The organism is Acidisarcina sp. (assembly GCA_035539175.1).
Taxonomy (GTDB): Bacteria; Acidobacteriota; Terriglobia; order Terriglobales; family Acidobacteriaceae; genus JANXZS01.
Map to the genome: position 1 here is coordinate 356,030 of DATLIY010000008.1, position 19,118 is coordinate 375,147.

The following is a 19,118-nucleotide window of genomic DNA, read 5'->3' on the forward strand; positions in this document are numbered from 1 at the left end:
AAGATTCAGATAACGGCACCTAAAGCACGGCCGGGTAGGAGTACCATCCTGCCATAGGGTTCCCGGGGTTGACTCTGGAACGCAATGATTGTATCCAGTTTTTGGGCTTCCATTGAATGTATGTCCCGAGCGGGCGAAGATTTCCCGGGGAGTGCAGGAGCCATTCTGAGAAGAAGAAAGGAAATACGATAAAGATGTGGAAACCGAACCAATCCGGCAATTCTTCCCAGCCACCGAGCACTGAGCCAGTACGCCCGGCTGTGCCACCAACACCCACGTATGAGGCACCCAGCGTCCGCACGCCCGCCGCTGCGCCAGCCGCTGCCGACCAGGCTACGATCGGCAAGAGCCTGGTGGTTAAAGGCGAGGTAACCGGCTCGGAGTCGCTGTATATCGACGGGAAGGTGGACGGCACCATCAATTTGCCCGGCAATCGCGTTACGGTTGGCCGAAATGGCCAGGTAACCGCCAACATCACTGCCCGGGAGATTGTGGTTCTTGGGAAAGTGCGGGGCAACGTGAATGCCTCCGACCGCGTGGACATCCGCAGTGAGGGATCCCTCTCTGGCGACGTCATTGCGCAACGAATCAGCATCGAGGATGGCGCCTTCTTCAAGGGCGGCATTGATATTCGCAAGCCCGGTGCACCAGAGAAGGCCGCGGCAAACGCCTCCGCCCCAGCAGCAGAACCCGTCAAGGTCCTGTAAATTCAGGGCGTTCTGACAATCGTATGAGGCCCCGTCCGCCACGGGGCCTTACGTTTTTTGGCTGCACCGTTGCTAGAAAGCACCACAAGTCTCAGCCGCTCCTCTATCGGCGGCGCAGAATGCGGGAGAGTGTCCCAGGCATGGAAATGCCCAGGAGATGGGTAACCGCAAGATAGACCAGTCCAAAGGGGACGAGAACGCATGGCCCAATCAGCAAAGCGGAGTGGAAGGGCAGCACGCGTTTGATGCCATATCCCACCCCTGCGGCCAGAACCGCCGCGATCCACAGCCGCGCGATGCGACTGCCGGAGTAGGGCACCTTGCCGATGTTCTTGTGCAGTGCCCGGCGCAGCAGAAGAAACTCCAGCCAGCCGGCAATCCCCGCAGATAGAGTCAGCCCAGCAGTACCCCAATGCTGGTCGATATGCAGCAGTCGCGGCAAGGGCAGCGCAAAGAAATATCCCAGGCCCAGCGTGAGCGCCACCCGCACCATGGCAAAGTTGAGCGGCGTACGCGTATTCCGCAGCGCATAGAATGCCGAGGAGTACAGGCGTCCGGAGGTGCTGGCCAACAGCCCCACGCCGGAACCAGCAAGCACGCCCCACACGAAGACCACGTCTGCCCCGCTGAAGTGGCCGGAGCGATAGATGGTCGCCACCACCACATCTCCCAGCAAGAGGAAGGCGGCAGCCGAAGGAACCACGAAGAAAGCAATTTGCTGCAGGCCCAGGGCAAGCCGCTGGCGCAGAGTGGCCGCAATCTCGTCCTCCGTGCCCAGAGTGCTGGACATGGCTGGCAACTCAGCAGCGGAGACGGCCATGCCGAAGAGACTTACGGGCAGGGTATACAGCGTCTGCGCGTAGCCCAGCGCCGACACGGCTCCCGTACCCAGGAAGCTGGCAAGCCAGGAATCGATGTAGGCGCTGATCTGTACCACTCCGCGGCTGAGGAAGACGGGAAAGAAGTTTTTGGCTACGGTACGCACATGCTCTGACGCGAACTTGAGTTGCAGGCGAAGCGGCCACAGAAATCGCAGCACGGTCGGCAACTGAATCAGAAACTGCAATCCGCTGCCCACGACCGAGGCCAGAGCGATGATCACCGCCAGGCGATTCTGGGACTGACGCCCTCCCTGCCAGAAGAAGGCCGCGATGATGGCAACGTTCCAGATGACGGGAGCCGCGTACGAAAGAAAGAATCTGCGATGGCTGTTGAGGATTCCCAGGCACCACGCGGAGAGAACCAGCAGCGCCGCCCCGGGAAAGAGGATCTGGACCAGCCGGATCGTCAGCAACCGCTTCTCCCCGTGGAAGCCGGGAGCGATCAGGTCGATGAGCCAGGGAGTGGCAAAGACTCCCGCGACAACCAGCAGCGAGGTCACGAAGAAGAGCAGTGCAAACACGGCCTCGGCCAGTTGCGAGGATTCTTCGTGCCGCTGCTCCGCGTTCAATCGCGCATACACCGGGATGAACGACGCCGAAAGGACACCCTCGCCAAAAAGGTTCTGCAGAAAATTAGGAATGCGGAAAGCAGCGCGGAAGGCATCGGCGGCATCGGAGTTGCCGAAGTAATGGGCAAAGACGCGCTCGCGTACCAGTCCCACCAGGCGGCTGAGCAGAATGCCCGCAGCCACGGCAAGCGCAGATGCCCTGCTGCCGGATTCTCGCTGAGAAATTGTGTCCAAGCCCCGATTATAAGGTGCCGCAAGGAGCAAATGTGGAGCGCGGGATGCGAGCAGTCTGGCCCATCCGCCAGCACACCGGCCGAATCGCCCCGATGTACGCCCGAATCGTCCGGTGTACGCTGGGTCAGCAGGAATGTGCGCCTGCATCTCCCGCGAAGGGATTCGTGGAAGACGCGCAGAAGACGCGAGCGTTCCGCGGACCAAGGAGGAACATGCAACGGGGACCATGGATGTCCGCTCTGGCATGGCTGGGCACGGTATTGTTGAGCACAACATTGCTGAGCACGTCGGCATCTTCGCAGAACGCCTCCTCCACCATCCACAGCGGCGACGGAAGATTGCTTCCCGCCCCACCCTCGACTCGCATCGAGCAGGTGAGCGACAGCTACAGCGGCATGACCATCCTCGACTCCTACCGCTGGCTGGAGAACGCCACCAGCCCTGAGACGCGGGCCTGGATTACAGCACAGAACGCCTACACCGCTTCCTATCTGTCGCAGGTGGCGATACGGCCCGCGATCCTGCGCCAACTCACCAGCCTGCAGCGGACGGATACCTACTCCGTGCCGCGCAAGCGCGCTGGAGGCTACTACTACCAGAAACGGCTCGCAGGCGAGAATCAGGCGTCCATCTATGTCCGCAGAGGCGCTGCCGCAAAAGAAGAGCGGCTGGTGGACGCGACCCGCTTGAGCCCCGACCAGAATACTTCGGTGGACATCCTAGATGTTTCGCGGGATGGCAATTTACTGGTCTACGGAGTGCGTGTTGGCGGTGCGGATGAGGAGCAGGTGCGGGTTCTTGATGTCCGAACCCGCAAGGACTACGCCGACCGACTGCCCGCCGCGCGCTACTTCGGCGTGCAGCTTAGCCCCGAGGGCAACGGGCTCTACTATGCGCGCTTTGAGCATCAAGCCACGACGGTGTACTTCCACGTCTTCGGCAACAATGCGGATACACGGCTCGTAGGCGGCGCGTACCGTGGCGAAGCGCTTGGCGAAATGGACCTGGTGCGGGTGACCGTGACCGACGACGGACACTACCTAATCCTCACGCTTTCTCACGGCGTGCCCGCCCGGCGCGAAGACATTCTGCTCAAGGACCTTCGTCAGCCCGGCTCTCCGATTCTTCCCCTGGTATTTGGCGTGGAAGCCCGTTTTCAGCCCATGGAGATGGACGGCCACTTCTATGTGCAGACCGACTTCGAGGCGCCCAAAGGACGCATCGTTGAACTCACGCCCGGCGAGAAGCCGGCAGCATGGAGAACCATCGTTCCCGAAGGCAAGGATGTGATCGAGAACTCCAGCCTGGTGGGAGGAAAGCTGTTTGTCTCGCGGCTCCATGACGTTCGCCTGGAGACCTCGATCTATGCGCGAAATGGCAGACGCATCGGTTCGATTCCCTACCCGGGCATCGGCGCGGGGTCTGCGGTTCACGGTGGCTCCCACGATCGCGAGGGCTTCTACTCCTTCGAATCCTTCAATCTGCCGCCGACCATCTACCGCTACAACACGGTGACCGGGAAAAGCAGCATCTTCGCCCGCACCGTGGTTCCCTTCCCTTCGCAAAAATATGAGGTCCGGCAGGTCTTTTACACGTCGAAGGATGGGACGCGGGTTCCGATGTTTGTCGCGGGAAAGAGAGGCTGGAAGCTCGACGGGAAAGCTCGAGTCCTGATGACGGCCTATGGCGGCTTTAACGTCAGCCTGACTCCGGCATGGAACCCGGAGTATGCCTGGTGGATGGCACAGGGAGGACTCTTTGCGCAGCCGAATCTCAGGGGCGGCGGCGAATATGGAGAGGGCTGGCATCAGGCCGGTATGTTCGATAAAAAGCAAAATGTCTTCGACGACTTTTTTGCCGCTGCCGAATACCTGATTGCCAACCACTACACGACTGCGCGGCAATTGGCAATCCGGGGACGCTCGAACGGCGGACTGCTGATGGGTGCTGCGCTGACCCAGCGGCCCGAACTGTTTGGAGCCATCTGGTGCGGCTATCCGCTGCTGGACATGCTGCGCTACCAGGACTTCCTCTTCGGCCGGCTTTGGACGACGGAATACGGGTCGGCAGAGAACGCGAGCGACTTCCGCTATCTTCTTGCCTATTCTCCTTACCAGAATGTCAGGCCCTCCAGCCAATATCCCGCCGTCATGTTCTTCTCCGGGGATTCCGATACAAGGGTTGATCCGCTGCATGCGCGCAAGATGACGGCGCTGGTGCAAGCTGCCAGCCGGAGCGGAAGGCCGGTACTGTTGCACTACAGCCTGAAGGGCGGCCACAGCAGCGGCGTCTCTCTGCAGCAACTGGTCGAGGACCAGGCTGACGAATTAGCCTTCCTCTGGACGGAGACAGCGAAGCCGTAGCGCGCTGATTCCCATTCCGGTCCATGCGGTTCCTTTACGCAGGAATGGGAAACGGACTTGTCTCTATTCGATATTTCTCTTCAAGCCCGCGCCCGGTGCGACTTATGCTATCCCCGAGTCGGACGAGAGGGGAATGATGGGGACCAACACCACGACGCGCGTTACAACCTCACCGCGGCGGCCTATGGAAGATATCGACGCCATCCTGGGGAAGTTTTCTGCGTGGTCTTCCTCGCAGGGCGTCAACTCTGGACCACAGCCCCGCGTCTCTGAAGTGAGCTACGAGCAGGCGCTGCACGCAACCCGCTTCCGCCGCAACTCTCCTGAGGCTATCCCAAGCCCCGAGATCGCTGCGGACCTAGCTCCCGCAGTCGAATCCTCCGCAAGCGCTCCACAGCCCCCTGCAAGGCGCAGGAAGAAGACAACGCAAGCAGCAGCGCCCGCGAGGACGAGAAAGAAGCCTCGGCCACACTCGACCCTGGCCGCCGAAGACATTGTGCGAGGAGACGCTGCCTGCAAAGAGCCCGTGGCGGGCCACCCGAATTTCCCAACAGACGAAGCCGCAGAGCTCCTAATAGCCAAAGCCCCAGAGCCGCGAGAGACATTTGCCGGAGTGATGAGACAAGAGGTGCATCGGGAGATGGCGCGGGAGTTAGAACGCGACTCCAGAGATCTCGCCAGAAATCCGTCTAAGAATCTCTCCGGGGATCTCGCCTCGCCTGCTCGCAGCGTCTCGCTCACCGTCCGGCTGGCTCCGGAGGAGTGTGCGCTGGTGAAGGCACGTGCTGGCGAAGCCGGGATCAGCGTCTCGGCTTACGTGCGCCAATGCGCGCTCGATGTGGACTTGCTGCGCGAGCATGTGGAGACGGTGCTGGCAGAGATCCGCGCAGCCAACACCAAGCCGAATCTGGCTCCCTGCAGCCTGCCTGCCATGGCAGAGACGCCGCGTGCCGCTTCCCAATGGTCCCTGCGGATTCCTAAGCGCTGGCTGCGCTGGGGCGCCGGAGTCCTCGATGCCCTACGGGGAAGACAGCATTTCGAAGGGGCAGCCTAGAAGGTGCAGCCTGACAGTGCGGCGAACTGAAATCTCCGGGGCCGACCCTGGTTGGAGCAGGCCCCGAGGGTTTACAAGGTGAAGCCGTAAACCAGGAAGTTCGCAGTAGTTCCGGTCGCCGATACACTCGCCGGCTGGTTATAAGCTTGCCCCTGGAACCAGTCGGTAACGGTGAAGACCACGGAGAGCGAGCAGTTGCCGCCCGCATTCAGCGTGAAGCCGGGAGTCATAACGTTGCATGTGCCGCCCTGTACCGAGAAATACTGTGGCAGGTTCGCGCTGAAGTTTTGTGCTGTCTGGTTTCCGACGTTGGTTAGCGTCGCGGTCAATGGCCCGAACGTAGTCTGGAACGCTCCGCATAACCACGCAGGACAAACTGCCTGATTCCCAAAATTGAGCAACGGCATGTTTGGAGCCACGCTGACAATCTGATTATTCAGGAAGTCAGGCGCCCAGAGATTTCCTTTGAGATCGATGGCAATGCCACCGAAGTATTGTGGGTTTGTGGCGTTGATCGCCAGGTTCAGCGGAGTCTGCGTCGTCAGGTCCGGTGAGACCTGGAGAACCCGCAAGTTATTGGTGTCGGCGATGAAGAGCTGACCGGATGCATCGATCTTTATGGAAGAAGGCGCGCTCACCTGGATGTTCAGCGTCTGCTGGGCTCCGGTCCCTCCGGGAATCTCGACAATCCTTCCATAGATGGCGTTTGCCGGATTCGATGGAAAGCCGGTATCCGCGATGAATACGTTGCCTGCGCCATCTACTGCGACTCCATTTGGACTGGTCAATCCGGTGCCAAGGTATGTGGGGTGAGCGACGTCGAGATCTCCATTCACCGCAGGCACTTTGACGATTCGGTTGTTCATCGTGTCTGCGATATAGAGGTTGCCAATGGCATCAAACGTTACCTCCGCTGGAAGGAAGACACCACCGGCGATCGCCAGAGGAGCTTGATGTGCCGCATTGAGGTTTCCGTGCTCATTCGGAATCTTTGAAACCCCGAAAGCGGTGTCCGCCACGTATAGATTCCCTGCGCCATCCACTGCCGTCCCGACGGGCTCCATAAATCCGGTTCCCACATTTACCGCCGAACCGCCATTGGGAATCTCTACGACCCGGTTGTTCAGCGTGTCGGTAATGAAGATGTCCCCACGGCCGTCTACCGTGACAGACGATGGGCCATTGAGCGAGCTTGCGATTGCCGCAGGAGCCGCAAACCCAAAGGACAGGCGGGCGGCCATACCCAGGCCGGTAAGCGGAATCGCAGCTATGGGAGTGTTCGCTGCGTCGTACAAGACAGCGGAACCCAGCAGGGTGCCCGGTACGCTGGGCGCATAGGCTAGGGAAACTACGCAGTTGGCTCCAGCAGCATAGGATCCCGCAGCACAGGTGGTACTGCCGCCGTCCAGATAGTCCTGATTCGAACTGCCCACGGTCAGGTCATTGATGGCGCCAACCGCTGTTGCTGCGAGGAAAGTGACCTGGAATTGCTGCGTCGGCGAAGTGCTTCCGACCGCGACAGAACCAAAGCTGGCGGTGTTATTCAGAACCATCACTATCGTAGGCATGGACGTAGACGCGGGATTGTATTGAGCACTGCCGAGATACGTCGCCGTCAGGTTGTTTGCCCCTAACGCCAGCAGGGAGGAATCAATCCCCAGCGTAGCCGTGCCGCCGGAGATCGCGGCTGTCCCCAGCGAAGTGGAGCCCAGGAAGAACTGCACCGTACCGGTAGCGTCGCTGGGAGACAGCGTTGCAGTTAACGTATCGCGCTGCGTAACGCGGACGTTCGCAGACTGCATGAGAAAAAGGCTCGCCGCGCTCGATGTGAGGGTGATGGTTGGAGTCGTCAAAGCGGCGGGAGCCAGGCCCACGTTGACCGTTGCGGCCGCGGAGGTGGAGGCTGCATCATTCGCCCCATCTCCAGGAAAGACTGCGATCAAGCTGTTGGCGCCGGGAGACAACATGGCTCCGGTGACCTGAAAGGTTGCGATCGCGATGGGAGCCTTGCCCGGAGCCAGCGTCGCCGTACCTAGAAATTTGCCATTGGCGCTACCGCTGTAGAAGTTCACGACACCGCTCGGAGAGGCATACGTCGAGTTCGTAACTCTGGCGATAAGAGTCGTCACACCCGCCCACGGAATGGTGCTGGGCGCGGCAGTGAGCGTGGTCGTTGTCGGATATGAGGTGGTTCCAGCGGAGGATCCAACTGTCCAGTTGTTCACCAGGTTGGTGAAGTTGATGCTGCCCAGCCCGGTGGCCAGATCGTATCCCTTGCCCACCGGATACGCTGTATTCTGAGTGCCGCTCGACGAGGAGAGGAGACCGTAAGCGTCCTTCTTGAGAGTTGCCACGCAGTTCGGCGTGCCGGCTGCACAGGGCTGCGAGATGCTATCCGTGACCGTGCCGCCGCTGGGATTTGGCGTGGCATTCACGTCGTAGAACATGCAGCTCGTGCCCACCCCATTCCCTTTCTGCGAACCATTGCAGGCGCTCAGCAAACTGGAGTTGGGCGTTGCAGGCGCACCATACTCACTCGCGGCCAGTGCGTAGAGCGTGTAGTTTGCCTGACCCTGCCGCGCATTTGTTTTCTGATTCACCAGCGCGATCAGACCGGCAACCTGCGGAGCGACGAAGGAGGTTCCACCAGCCGCCATCGTCTGGGCAGCGGTGCTGTTGGACATGTCGCAGGAGTATCCCTTGTCTGACTGACAGACAGCGAGCGCGTGGTTGTAGATGAAATTACTGGCGAACAGCGAGACATCCGGCAGGTCGCGCTTTGCGTCATTGGGAACGCCATAAGCACTCTGCCAATTGGGCTTGGCGTAGAGAGTGCTGACGCCTCCGCCTCCACCATCGAGGAAGACAAAGCTGCCATACTTCGCTTTGAAGTTGGCGTTGTTGCACCAGGCTTCCGGAGTCGCTCCGGGATTCAGGCCGAGTTCCGCAGCATAGGAACGAAGCACGGGACCGGCGCAACTGCCGTTCCACGCCGTCTCAGGAATATACGAGCGGGCCGAGCTATAGCCAGGACCATTTGCGGTATCCCAATACGCACTCGTCAGGTTCTGATAAACATCGCTGAAATCGGTACCGCCTGCCGCAACGTTGTAGGGTGTAGAGGCAAGGCCATTGACCGCATTCCCCTGGGTAGCAGGATTGGGTGCGCTCGCAGCGAAGTTATCGCAGCCCGGAGCTCCACCGTCGCCGGTAGAGACAACTACCGTCTGCCCCTGGGCAACAGCCTGCTGATAGGTGTTCCTGTAGAACGCGTTGCTCGCGCCACCCAACGCAGCTTCGCATGCGCCATAGCTGTAGCTCATGGCGGAGACACTGGATGCCAGGTGGTTCACGATGTAGGTAAGAGCGAGATCCGTGCCCTGCGACGATCCGCTGCTGGCGCAGGAAACTACATCAATCGTGGCGTTGGGCGCGACGGCTCCGGCCCACTCAACATCAAGAATCGCCTCTGCTTCGTCACCGGAAGCGACGATTCCCGGATCAACGCAATACCCTGAAACGCCTTTGAGGTAATTGACTCCACCCTCGGCCGCATTGGGCGCAGCAGGATAAGCAGGCAGCCCAAACTGCGACCGGAAGGCAGTGACATCGGCTGGATTGACGTCGCTTTGCTCGATGACCGCGATAGTCTGGCCCGCTCCGTTAATCCCCGACTGCAGCAGCGGTTTTAGGTTGTAGATGGTGTAAAAATCCTGCGGACCAACCAGCCGGGCGTCTCCCATGGGCCCGGAAAGACTGGTGAGGTTGGGCGCGACCGTGGAGGATTGCTTCCACTCGCCGGTCGCCTTATCCCTCGTGAATCCGCCAACGACGTGGTGCATGGGCTTCGCCTGGAAATCGTTCAACGAGCGGAAGCCCGCAACCAACGGCGCAAGCGCTGCCGGAATCTGCGGATTGGTTACGTTCGCAATATGTCTGACGCCATTCACCTGGAAGGCGTGGATCTCGATTCCAAACGCGTGATGGACCTCTGCAGCATTCCCCGAAAAAATGATGGTGGTGCGGCCGGGCGAAACCTCATCCACCTTGAAGCCGCTTCCCTCCAGCCAGTTGGTCAGCTTCTGCAGGTCCTCATTGGACGGGCCAAAGAACTGGCCAAACTCCTGCGGTGTTAGCCAGCGATGGTACATCGGAGACTTTGGATCATGCAGCTGATCGATGAGCGTCGTGAGCGCCTGCTCCTGCTGGTCGGAGCGTTTCAGCACGAGCACCATGTGCGGAAGCTGAAGGCTGTCCGCGACCCGCCCGCGATCATAGCGAGCAATGGCAAGCGGATGAATGTGCCCCGGAAGAGCTACCACGTTCTGTTCGTTGATCTTTTTTGTTGCCGGGGATTGCCTGACCTCAGCATGGGAATAGCTAATTCCCGAGACGGCCAGCAGAAGAAGACAGGACAGGAGACTCACGTTCTTACGCGACATAATGTGCACTCTCAATCAAGAAAAAAGTTGTTCTCGTTAAGTGCTATCCACGAACAACAGCACTCGCCCTCATGCGCGATCGAGTAGCGCGAAGAGGTGGATCAACTGTGCAGGTCCCGGAAAGACGGCGCAAAAGTAATGCAACAGCGGTCGTCATCCGGCCACCCAAAAGCAAACGCATGAGAACGTGACGGCACCCGCAAACCTGCGTTCTCGTATTTCTGTTTTTTTTGCAGCCACAGCCATCGTCCGGCCCGAGCTACTCCGCGGAGATGCGGAATGGTTCTGGCCAGAGGATAGAAAATGGCTCAGAACTGCAATACACACCTTTGCTCCGGGTGACGTCCATGACACTTTGGTCTAGAGTCCTCTCCCTCGAATGGTGTCAAACATGCCGCAAAGGGCCGTCCTGACTGCGTTTGCGGGCCCATCGCGCAGCAGAGAAATCTGCGTCCCTGCCCGCAGCACCTGTGACGTGGAACACAGTACTTGTTGAAGGCATCGGCCCTGCGTTGTTGAAAATCATGGTTCGCGATAAAACGATTTTCTGCTCAAGAAATCGCTCCCAATTGCAGCGATTTCTGATAGCGTTGCGGGTGCAGCGCTTCAAGACTTCTGGAGATACTTCCGTGAGACACGATTTCCTTGCTCGTCGCAGGCTTTCAACCGCCAGGACCACCTACGTTAAGACCACCTGCGTGCTGGCTCTCTCGCTGCTCCTATCCGCTCTGGCGGCACCTATATGGGCGCAAAGCTCCGGCGATTTTCCTTTTCGCGATCCGAAGCTTCCGGTTGACGAACGAGTCCACGATCTGATTTCGCGGATGACGCTCGAGGAAAAAGCTGCGCAGATGATCTACTACGCACCAGCAATTGATCACCTCGGCGTACCTGCATACAACTGGTGGAATGAAGCGCTCCACGGCGTTGCACGTGCCGGCCATGCGACGATGTTTCCGCAAGCCATTGGCATGGCCGCGACATGGGATGCGCCGCTCATGCTGCAGGTGGGCGACACTATCTCCACCGAAGCGCGGGTCAAGCATCGTGAGGCCCTGGCGCGGAACGACCACCGCATCTACCGGGGACTAACATTCTGGTCGCCGAACATTAACATCTTTCGCGACCCTCGCTGGGGACGCGGTCAAGAGACCTATGGTGAGGATCCTTACCTGACGGGGCAGATGGGACTTGCCTTCGTGCGAGGCATGCAGGGAGACGATCCGAAATATCTGAAGGTGGTGGCCACCTCGAAGCATTTCGCGGTGCACAGCGGACCCGAACCGCTACGCCATGTCTTCGACGTGCCCGTCTCCCGTCACGATCTGGAGGACACCTATCTACCCGCTTTTCGGACGACGGTTGTCGATGGCTCCGCGCAATCCGTGATGTGTGCTTATAACTCCGTATTGGGCAAGCCCGCTTGTGCCAGCGACCTGCTGCTGGGCGAGACGCTGCGCTCGAGTTGGAAGTTCAAGGGCTATGTCGTCTCCGATTGCGGAGCTGTAGGGGATATTGCCCAGGGGCACCACTTTGCGAGCAACATGGAAGCGGCCTCCGCCGTTGCCGTGAAAGCGGGCACCGATCTCGATTGCGGCGGCGAGTATTCGAGCCTTCCCAAGGCCGTTGCACAAGGATTGCTGAAGGAGGCCGACCTCGATGCGGCACTCACGCGGCTCTTCAAGGCGCGGTTTCAACTGGGCATGTTTGATCCGCCTTCGATGGTTCCCTTCAACCAGATTCCTCTTTCGGAGAACGACTCTCCATCGCATCGCAGGCTTGCTCTCGACGTTGCACGCGAATCCATCGTCCTGCTGAAGAATAAAGATCATGCACTGCCTTTATCGGCAAACCTTCAATCTGTAGCCGTGATTGGTCCAAATGCCGATCAACTGGATACGCTGGAGGGCAACTATAACGGGACGCCCTCGCAATATGTAACCGTGCTGGATGGAATTCGATCCCACTTCAACCACACCAGAGTCACCTTCCGGCAGGGCTCGGTGCTGGCGACGGGGATGAGTGTGACCGTGCCCAGCTATATGCTGCACGCGCCGGGCTCCTCCGGCGAGAAGCAGGGCCTGCAGGGAGAGTACTTTGACAATGCCACCTTCAGCGGAAGTCCAAAGCTGGTGCGGGTGGACGATCACATCGACTTCGACTGGAGAGACTCGGCTCCCGCGGCTGGCTTGCCGGAGAAGGGCTACTCCGTGCGCTGGACAGGCACGCTGATCCCCACAGTTTCAGGCACTACGAAGTTCGGAGTACGGTGGGATGCCTGCCGGGATTGCAAACCGGGTGACAGCGTGCAGGTCTATCTCGATGGCAAGCTGCTGATCCATGATACGGGCACCTTGAAAGGCCATGACCTCGACACAACCGCCGCCATCCAGCTTGAAAAAGGCCATCGCTACACGCTGAAGATCGAATACGTCGAGACGATGGACCGAGGCGCCATAACATTTTTCTGGACGCCTCCTGCCGATGCACTGCTGCAGGAAGCAGTGGAAACAGCCAGGGGCGCGGATGCCGTGATCCTGGCGCTGGGCATCTCTCCGCAACTGGAAGGCGAAGAAATGCCGGTTGCGGTCGAGGGCTTCAATGGTGGGGATCGCATCGACATCGGTCTTCCGCGCGCGCAGATGGATCTTTTTCGCGCCATTGCTTCGACCGGCAAGCCGATCTACGTTGTTCTGCAGAACGGAAGTGCGCTCGCCGTGAATGAGATCAACGAGAAGGCCGCTGCGATTGTCGAAGCATGGTATCCCGGCGAAGAAGGTGGCAACGCAGTAGCAGACGTCCTGATGGGAACCGTTAATCCCAGTGGCCGTCTTCCGGTCACGTTTTACAAATCCGTCGAGCAGCTTCCGCCGTTTGAAGACTACAGCATGGCGAACCGCACCTATCGCTACTTCACCGGCGAGCCGCTCTATCCCTTCGGCTACGGACTGAGCTTTACCAGCTTTGGCTACTCGAGTCTCAAGCTGGAGCCAAGTGTACAGGCTGGTCAGCCGCTGACAGTGCAGGTTTCGGTAAAGAATGCCGGCAAGGTCGCTGGCGCCGAGGTGGTGCAACTGTATCTTTCGAGCAAGGGTGTTATCGATGGAGCGCCGCTTCGGTCGCTTCTCGGCTTCCAGCGAATCTCTCTCAAGCCGGGAGAGACACAGGATGTGAAGTTCGAACTGAACCCGCGTGCCTTCAGCCTCGTCAGTCCCGATGGCAGTCGCAGCATTGTACCGGGCAGCTACTCCGTGTGGGTAGGCGGCGGCCAACCCGGAACCTCGGCCGCAGGTGCTTCTGCGCCTCTCAAAATCGAAGGTTCAACGGTGATGCTTCCAGACTAGCGGACGAAGCAGGCCACATGCTCACGACTGCCGGTGGCGTGCAGCTACCGGTGATCAGGATTGCGCGGCGCGTTCCAACTCAGCGATGTCGAGCTTCTTCATCTGCAGCATGGCCTGCATCGCCTTAGGCTGCTTAAGAAGCTCTGGCAGGCGCGCGGGCACAATCTGCCAGGAGAGGCCAAACTTATCTTTGAGCCAGCCGCACTGGCCCTCGTTGCCCCCGGCGGAAAGCTTCGACCAATACTCATCCACTTCCTGCTGTGAATCGCAGCGCACCGCGAACGAGATGGCCTCAGTGAATTGAAACATCGGACCACCGTTCAGCGCGGTAAACTTCTGCCCATCGAGCTCAAAAGCAATGGTGAGGACGCGGCCCTTCGGCCCAAGACTGTCGTCGGGCAGGCGCATCTCACCGAGACGGCGCGAATTCTTGAAGATGGTGAGGTAAAACTCGACTGCCTCTTCCGCATTTGAGTCGAACCAGAGAAATGGCATGATGCGGGGAACGTCCTGAAAGGCACTCATGGAGACCTCCCGGTTTTTGTTGGTGCATCCTTGCAGACCCGGCGGTGAGTTGTGTTCGCGTTGTGTTCAAGCGATCCAACAGATGAGATGTGCCATAGCTGCAGATAAGTTGCAATTGTCTTTTCCGCATCTGGGTTCGGCGCGGCCTGCCATTTGTAACCAATTCTGTTACACGTTGACCACCAAGTAAAAAGCGACTTGCGCGACTGAATCAGCAATGGATGCCACATGTTTATGGGATGCGGGATGGATCCACAAAAGCGTCCCGTCCTCGGCTGGATGCTAACGCGATACGGCGTGGGCCGCCCGGCAGAAACGGGCCCCACGCTCGCGAATGTACGTGCAAGGCGGTGCGGCCTGCCCTGCGTGGCTTAACAGGTCGGGCTTACCAGCCTGGGTAGGGCCGGTAATATCCGCGGTAGCGAGGATAGTAGTAGCGATACGGATAGCCGTATGCATAGGGATACGGGTAAGGATAGCCATAGACTACGCGTGGCCTTGGATATCCAGGACGATCCGCATAAGGCGTACGCTGCTGTGGCTGCGAAGCGGCTAGACGCTGCGCCTCCTGGTAGGAGACGGGAACCACGGTTACCGGTGCGGCAAGGTGGAAGTTCAGAACCGTCTCCGGCCGCAGGACAACACGCGGCCCTGAACTCGCGGACGAAGCTACTGCGCCAGTTGCGCCGCCCACAGTGGCTCCGACGGCTGCTCCTGGGCCGCCACCAGCGATGCCTCCGATGACCGCTCCGACGCCCGCGCCAGCTATGGTGTTGCCAGCCGTATAGCCGCCCTTGCCGGGTCCATTGCTAACCCACACATCGCTCTCCAGGGGATAGGTGCGCCCTTCCAGCACAAGCGTGTTCAGCCGGAGCGAGATAGAGGAACTCCCGCTCAGCGAACCTTTGACCGACCGGATATCGACAACCTGCCCGTCGAGAGTGGCTCCGCGAGGGATCGCAAGGGCGCCGCCGACGTAGATATCCCGGGCAGATTGCACTTCAAACATCGCGCCCTGGCCGAGGTTCTTTGTATCGAGGGGCTCTATGAGTCGCACCGTCAGCAGAGTGCCCTGCGGTATCTGCACGGGGCCATCCTGATTGGCCTGATTCGGAGGATAGGGAGCCTGCTGAGGCGCACCGTATGGCGGGCGCCGAGCTGGATACGTGGGGGAGGGCTCTGCCGCTGGCTGCTGCTGATTATCTTGCTGCGCTGGCTGTTGCTGGCTATCCTGCGCCTGCTGCGCCGGCTGCTGCTGCTGGTTGTCTGGCGCGGGCTCGTTGGAGGCAGGTGCGCCAATCGGCACGATGTCGAGGTTGTTCACCACCGACCGCACTCCATCCACCTTGGAGACCACCAGTTGAGCAAGCTCCTTTGACGCCGCATCGTCCACGGAGCCGGCGAGCGTCACATCTCCTGAAACGGTGGTAGCGGTTATGGGCTGCACGTTGAGGACTGGCGAGGCGGTGATGGCCCCGACGACGTCCCTCTCAATCGCCTCGTCGGAACGGGTGGAGGCCTGCGCGGTCTCCTGATCGGACGCAGCCACGGGACTCACCAGACAAATGGATAAAAACAGGGGGAGGGAGAAAAGTGCCAAAGCAACCACTGCCCTGCGAACCAATCCACCGCGAACCGATCCGCCGCGAAGCAATGCATTCTTCATGAGAAATGCCATAGGAGTTCCTGCTCTCTCGTCAACAACAAGCCACAGGGGACACCGCTGCTGCATCCTCGAACGGGTGACCCGGACAGCCTTTTCCATGTTGTTCAACCCCAGCCGGAGAAAATAGTTCCGCAACAGCCTGGCAGGGACTCTTGCGACAGCAGCGAAAGCTGGCTGGTTCAGCCGACCGGTTCCGCGCGCTGGTTCTGCGCGCCAGTTCAGCGGGCCTCCTGTGAGAGGGAAAACGGGCGCTCGCTCTTCCCGGTCGCCCACACCTTGTTGGGCGAGGGCCCCATGATGAATCGCAATTCGCCTCCATCGAGGATCTCCTGGTGGCGCAGGAAGCTGCGGGTAAGGAGCTTGCCATTCAAAAACACCCGGGAGACGTAGCGGTTCTGCTCGTTCATCTTCTCGGCGACCACCCGGAAGTGCTTCCCGCTCGGCAGGTTCAGGGTAGCCTTCTCTACAAAGGGGCGGCCAATGACGTACTCGTTCGAGGCAGGCGCCACCGGATAGAAGCCCATCGCGCTGAAGAGCAGCCAGGCCGACATCTGCCCAAGATCGTCGTTGCCGACCAGTCCATCGGGAGCGGGCTTGTATTGCGTGTCGATGATCTGCTTGAGCCGCTCCTGCGTGCGCCACGGCTGGCCAGCGTAGTTGTAGAGATAGGCGAGGTGATGGCTGGGTTCATTGCCGTGGATATACTGCCCGATCATCCCTGCAATGTCTTCCACATCCGCATATTGGTGTGGATCCACCTTCGCGTCAAACATGGCATCGAGCTTGGCCACCAGTCTGCCGTCGCCGCCCAGCAATTGAATCAGGCCAGCCTCGTCCTGCGGTTGATACCACGAGTATTGCCAGGCATTGCCTTCGGTAAAGCCGCTGTCCGCACCCGCGCGGGCCGGGTCGAACGGCTCCCGAAAGCTGCCGTCCGCAAGCCTGGGCTGCACAAATCCGCTCTGCCGGTTGAAGACGTTCCGCCAGTAGCCGGCACGCTTCTCGAAGGTGGCCGCAACGCCGTCCCTGCCCATCGCACGAGCCATGCGCGCAATCGTCCAATCGTCAAACGCGTATTCCATCGTTTTCGAGGCGGCTTCGCCATCGCCGTTCACCGGCACATACCCGAGTTTCATGTACTCGTCGAGATGCCCATAGGGCGCATAGGTTGCGCTTGCCACCATGGCATCCAGCGCCTGGTTGGCGTCGAAGCCGCGGATGCCCTTCATATACGCATCCGCGATCTCGGGCACGGAGTGGTAGCCGATCATGCACCACGTCTCAATGCCCTGGAACTGCCACACGGGCAAGATGCCGAAGGGACTTTCCTTCTGCGACTCCACCAGCGAGCGCACCACATCGACGGTGCGCGACGGCGGCTCAATCAGCGTCATCAGCGGCTGTTCCGCGCGGTAGGTATCCCACAACGAGAAGCTGGAAACGAAGTTGAATCCCTCCGCTTTGTGAACCTCGTTATCCGGGCCGCGATAGGTTCCGGCCACATCCATCGAGATGCTGGGCGCCAACAGCGCGTGGTAGAGAGCCGTATAAAGGTTCTTCCGCATTGCCGGCGCAGCGTCAATGTCGATCACCGATAGAGCCTGCTCCCACGCCCGGCGAGCAGCGGCGCGCACCTTGTCGAAATCAAAGCCGGGAACCTCCGCATTCAGGTTCGCGATGGCGTTCTCTTCGCTGGTGGGGGAGAGGGCCAGCTTGACGACCACGGGCTGCGTGACTGCCCCGAAGTCAAAGACGCCCATCAGGCCGCGTCCTTCGATAGCCTGGATATCGCTCGCCGTCGTTCCCGGAGTCTTGAACCCCTTGTACTCGATTGGCAATGCTTCCCGGTCATACAGCTCATGCCCCGTCAGCGGCTGCGAGAAGCGCATCGCAAAATAAAGCTGCCGTCCCGGAGCCCAACCACGCGTCTCCCGCATGCCGGTTACCGTGCCGTCGGCCCGCAGCCGAATTCGCGACCACAGAATCTTGCCGGGATAGTTGTAGATGGACGACCGCAGATCCATCAGCAGATGTGCGGGTTTTCCCGCAGGGAAGGTATAGCGGTGCACGCCAACCCGCGAAGACGATGTCAGCTCGGCTCGCACGCCGTAGTCCTCGAGAGTGACCGCATAGTATCCCGGTTCCGCTTTCTCTGTTTCGTGGCGGAAGCGCGAGCGATAGCCGGAGTTCGGCGTATCGATGTCGCCGGGCTCCAAACGGACATCCCCGGAGATTGGCTGAATCAGAAAGTCTCCCAGGTCCGAGTGGCCTGCACCCGAAAAATGCGTATGGGAGAAACCAAGGATCGTCGTATCTTCGTAACGGTAGCCCGCCGCCCACTTGTAGCTTTGCTTGAAGGGGCGGATCTGCGTATCCGGGCTGAGCTGCACCATGCCAAACGGAATCGTGGCTCCGGGAAACGTGTGCCCCTCCGGCCCAGTGCCGATCCTTGGATCGACGACGGAATAGGAATCCACGGCGGAATAGGCAGCGGCGGGAGCCTGAACCTGCGCATACGAAGACGACAAAAGAGCTCCTGCCATCGCAACGGCAAGGGCTACACGACTGCTCCACTTTCCACAAAACCGGACAATCCTCAAGGCCTCTCCTGGCGCAGCAACGCGAAGACCGGCTGCCGCATGTCTAGATGAGTGTAATGCCACGCCCCGGAGGAGGTTCCGTAAGGCGCCATACTTCGCCAGCCAGCAGGCCGCGGAGCCACGTCTTGCGTTGGCAGAGCGTGAATCCGTTGTCCTCGAAAAGTCCTCGATACTCCGGCAGAGTGCGAGTGCGAAGCCCGGTAAGCAGGCCAAAGCTGCGGTAAAGCCCCGCCACGAGGAGACGACCGCAAACAGCGGCGATCGGCCCCGGAGGAATCGCGAAATCAGAGAGCGCCCAGAGTGCTCCCGCGGAGAGGTGCGGCCTGAGCATGCGAAACAATGCAGCAAGCTGCTCCGTGCTGAAGCAGTCAAGAAAAAAGTGAGTGACGACGAGATCATAGCCGAACTTCGGCGGAGCAAAGCTGAGAGCGCCCGCATGATGCAGCGTGATCCGCTCGCGGGCCTCCGCGCCGATGGAGCAGATTCTCTGTTCGAGAAGGCGCAACATCTCGGCACTCGAATCCACAACGTCCGCCGTCAGATGAGGATTCAATGTAAGCAGTCGAGCAAGGAACCGGCCATCGCCATCTCCGAAAACCAGGGCGCGTCTGGAGTGGACCAGCTCCGGCAAGGAAGAGAAGCGGCAGTGCGCGAGCATGGGCCCGAAGCTGAGATACTCCAGCCACCGGTACGCTCGCGCGATAGGGTCGAAGTTGGGGAGAGCGGCTGCCAT

At 59.9% G+C, this 19,118-nt stretch carries 10 protein-coding genes; 4 read left to right on the top strand and 6 right to left on the bottom strand.

Annotated features, from left to right (window positions below):
* The first annotated feature begins 194 nt into the window (after positions 1-194).
* Positions 195-707, top strand: a complete 513-nt coding sequence (locus VM554_09555; protein ID HVJ08619.1) for a polymer-forming cytoskeletal protein — start codon at positions 195-197, stop codon at positions 705-707.
* Positions 708-810: 103 nt separating this feature from the next.
* Here the strand turns inward: VM554_09555 and murJ are convergent, their stop codons facing one another.
* Positions 811-2,391, bottom strand: coding sequence for a murein biosynthesis integral membrane protein MurJ (gene murJ / locus VM554_09560; GenBank protein HVJ08620.1), 1,581 nt, complete (start codon positions 2,389-2,391; stop codon positions 811-813).
* A 212-nt stretch (positions 2,392-2,603) separates the two neighbouring features.
* Between murJ and VM554_09565 the strand changes: the two genes are divergently transcribed.
* Together VM554_09565 and VM554_09570 are read left to right on the top strand one after the other, a co-directional pair.
* The gene (locus VM554_09565) at positions 2,604-4,754 is read left to right on the top strand and encodes a prolyl oligopeptidase family serine peptidase (protein ID HVJ08621.1); all 2,151 of its coding nucleotides are present in this window, start codon (positions 2,604-2,606) and stop codon (positions 4,752-4,754) included.
* A gap of 133 nt (positions 4,755-4,887) precedes the next feature.
* A complete protein-coding gene (locus VM554_09570) occupies positions 4,888-5,808 on the top strand; it encodes a hypothetical protein (GenBank protein HVJ08622.1) in 921 nt (306 codons plus the stop codon).
* A gap of 71 nt (positions 5,809-5,879) precedes the next feature.
* On the opposite strand, the gene VM554_09575 is transcribed toward VM554_09570, so the two are convergent.
* On the bottom strand, positions 5,880-10,250 hold the full coding sequence (locus VM554_09575; GenBank protein ID HVJ08623.1) for a protease pro-enzyme activation domain-containing protein: 4,371 nt from the start codon (positions 10,248-10,250) through the stop codon (positions 5,880-5,882).
* A 629-nt stretch (positions 10,251-10,879) separates the two neighbouring features.
* Here VM554_09575 and VM554_09580 point away from each other — a divergent pair.
* Positions 10,880-13,594 (top strand): glycoside hydrolase family 3 C-terminal domain-containing protein, encoded by a 2,715-nt coding sequence (locus VM554_09580; protein HVJ08624.1) that lies wholly within the window; start codon positions 10,880-10,882, stop codon positions 13,592-13,594.
* A 54-nt stretch (positions 13,595-13,648) separates the two neighbouring features.
* Here the strand turns inward: VM554_09580 and VM554_09585 are convergent, their stop codons facing one another.
* The 4 genes from VM554_09585 to VM554_09600 form a co-directional block, all read right to left on the bottom strand.
* Complete coding sequence (locus VM554_09585) at positions 13,649-14,119, bottom strand: VOC family protein (protein HVJ08625.1); 471 nt, start codon at positions 14,117-14,119, stop codon at positions 13,649-13,651.
* 385 nt (positions 14,120-14,504) lie between these two features.
* A complete protein-coding gene (locus VM554_09590; protein HVJ08626.1) occupies positions 14,505-15,797 on the bottom strand; it encodes a BON domain-containing protein in 1,293 nt (430 codons plus the stop codon).
* Between the two features lie 206 nt (positions 15,798-16,003).
* Positions 16,004-18,313, bottom strand: a complete 2,310-nt coding sequence (locus VM554_09595) for a GH92 family glycosyl hydrolase (GenBank protein ID HVJ08627.1) — start codon at positions 18,311-18,313, stop codon at positions 16,004-16,006.
* Positions 18,314-18,428: 115 nt separating this feature from the next.
* Positions 18,429-19,118, bottom strand: coding sequence for a class I SAM-dependent methyltransferase (locus VM554_09600; protein HVJ08628.1), 690 nt, complete (start codon positions 19,116-19,118; stop codon positions 18,429-18,431).

Bases quoted from the DNA above. Each gene is read 5' to 3' on its own strand.
- VM554_09590 (HVJ08626.1), bottom strand. From the start codon at position 15,797: ATGGCATTTCTCATGAAGAATGCATTGCTTCGCGGCGGATCGGTTCGC.
- VM554_09600 (HVJ08628.1), bottom strand. From the start codon at position 19,118: ATGGCAGCCGCTCTCCCCAACTTCGACCCTATCGCGCGAGCGTACCGG.
- VM554_09565 (HVJ08621.1), top strand. From the start codon at position 2,604: ATGCAACGGGGACCATGGATGTCCGCTCTGGCATGGCTGGGCACGGTA.
- VM554_09555 (HVJ08619.1), top strand. From the start codon at position 195: ATGTGGAAACCGAACCAATCCGGCAATTCTTCCCAGCCACCGAGCACT.
- VM554_09570 (HVJ08622.1), top strand. From the start codon at position 4,888: ATGATGGGGACCAACACCACGACGCGCGTTACAACCTCACCGCGGCGG.
- VM554_09575 (HVJ08623.1), bottom strand. From the start codon at position 10,250: ATGTCGCGTAAGAACGTGAGTCTCCTGTCCTGTCTTCTTCTGCTGGCC.
- VM554_09585 (HVJ08625.1), bottom strand. From the start codon at position 14,119: ATGAGTGCCTTTCAGGACGTTCCCCGCATCATGCCATTTCTCTGGTTC.